Source organism: Streptomyces sp. NPDC056231, assembly GCF_048270745.1.
Lineage (GTDB): Bacteria > Actinomycetota > Actinomycetes > Streptomycetales > Streptomycetaceae > Streptomyces.
The window spans coordinates 1-1227 of sequence record NZ_JBLVKW010000205.1; the positions used below are offsets into that span (position 1 = coordinate 1).

A 1227-nucleotide genomic window follows, 5' to 3' on the forward strand; every position below is an offset into this window, starting at 1 on the left:
GGGCGCCCTGAACGTCCTACGGGCCGGGCTGGTCCGTCGCGAAGCCCAACCGGCATAGCGAGAAGCCCCCTCGTTTACGAGGGGGAGGAGTCACGTGCTTTGCCGGACTCGGTCAGCGACCAGCCCCCGTCACCGGCGAAGGAAGAGAAGGTGATCCAGCCCTGGGCCTGGGGGTCCAGCAGGTACTCACGCGCCTCGTCCTCAGTCACGCTCAGGCGAGCGGCTATCCGTGCGGTGTCGGCATAGCCCATGGTCCGAACGGCGTGCAGCACCAGGAGCTCGATGGGGGAAGTCTGGCTCATCTGCGCTCCGTGGCGTGATCTCGGTGTGGGGCCTGTCCAGCGATGGCGACGTTGCCGCGGCTGCCGTCCACGACGACGCAAAGTCTGTCGGCCAGCACAGTCGTCGCGTCGGCGGCGGCCGTGACTGCCGGAATCCGGAACTCGCGGGCCACGATCGCAGCGTGGCTGAGAACCCCGCCGACCTCGGTGACGACCGCGGCGGCGCGGGCCAGCAGCGGGGTCCAGGCCGGTGAGGTCGTGCGACAGACCAGCACGTCACCGGACCGGAAGCGGGTGAAGTCGTCCAGCCCGCCGAGCATCCGTACCAGCCCGGTTGCGGTGCCGGGCTCGCTGGCGTGCCTGTGACAAGCGCCTTGCCGGCATCGCGGGCTGCATGTCCGTCCGGCTCGGCAGCCGTGGTGATGGGGCGCGCCTGCAGCACCCAGACCGTGCCGTCTGCGATGGCCCACTCGATGTCTTGTGGGCATCCGAACGAGGCCTCGATCCGGCGGCCGGTCTCGCCCAGCGCGCGCACCTGCGCCGCGGTCAGGACCGTCTCTACGATGGTGTCCGGGGTGGTGAGCACGTCGCCGTCGATGGTCCACCTCTGCGGGGTGAGGCTCCCGTTGACGACCTTGTCGCCAAGTCCGCGAGCCGCCTCGATCACCACCTGGTCGGCGCCGGTGACCGGTTGGCGAGTGAACAACACCCCGGCCGCTTCGGCGCGGACCAGCCTCTGCACGATCACCGACACCACGGGTCCGGGTGACCGACTTGTCCGGGCGGTGTACGCGGCGGCCTGCGGGCTGGTTCCGGGCGGGGGGGGGGGGCCGCCCCCCCCCCCCCCCCCCGCCCGGGGCGGGGGGGGGGGGGGTGGCCCCCACCCCCCGGGCCAGGGGCCGGGCGATGGTGCCGGGGGATCAGGGGGGACAACATTGGGGGGGCG

The 1227-nt window shown here is 72.3% G+C and carries 2 protein-coding genes and 1 pseudogene; all 3 read right to left on the reverse strand.

Annotated features, from left to right (window positions below; translation table 11 throughout):
* Positions 1–74 precede the first annotated feature (74 nt).
* Entirely contained in the window at positions 75–302 is a 228-nt protein-coding gene (locus tag ACNPQM_RS44130) for a hypothetical protein (RefSeq protein WP_418088414.1), read from the reverse strand.
* Entirely contained in the window at positions 299–601 is a 303-nt protein-coding gene (locus ACNPQM_RS44135) for a PEP-utilizing enzyme (RefSeq protein WP_418088415.1), read from the reverse strand. Before ACNPQM_RS44135 ends, ACNPQM_RS44130 begins: the two co-directional genes overlap by 4 nt.
* Positions 602–681: 80 nt before the next feature.
* Positions 682–1227, reverse strand: a pseudogene (locus tag ACNPQM_RS44140) (PEP/pyruvate-binding domain-containing protein); the annotation flags it as partial.

What these genes read in the sequence shown, in the direction of transcription:
- ACNPQM_RS44130 (WP_418088414.1), bottom strand. Translation starts at nt 302, where the DNA reads ATGAGCCAGACTTCCCCCATCGAGCTCCTGGTGCTGCACGCCGTTCGG.
- ACNPQM_RS44135 (WP_418088415.1), bottom strand. Translation starts at nt 601, where the DNA reads ATGCTCGGCGGGCTGGACGACTTCACCCGCTTCCGGTCCGGTGACGTG.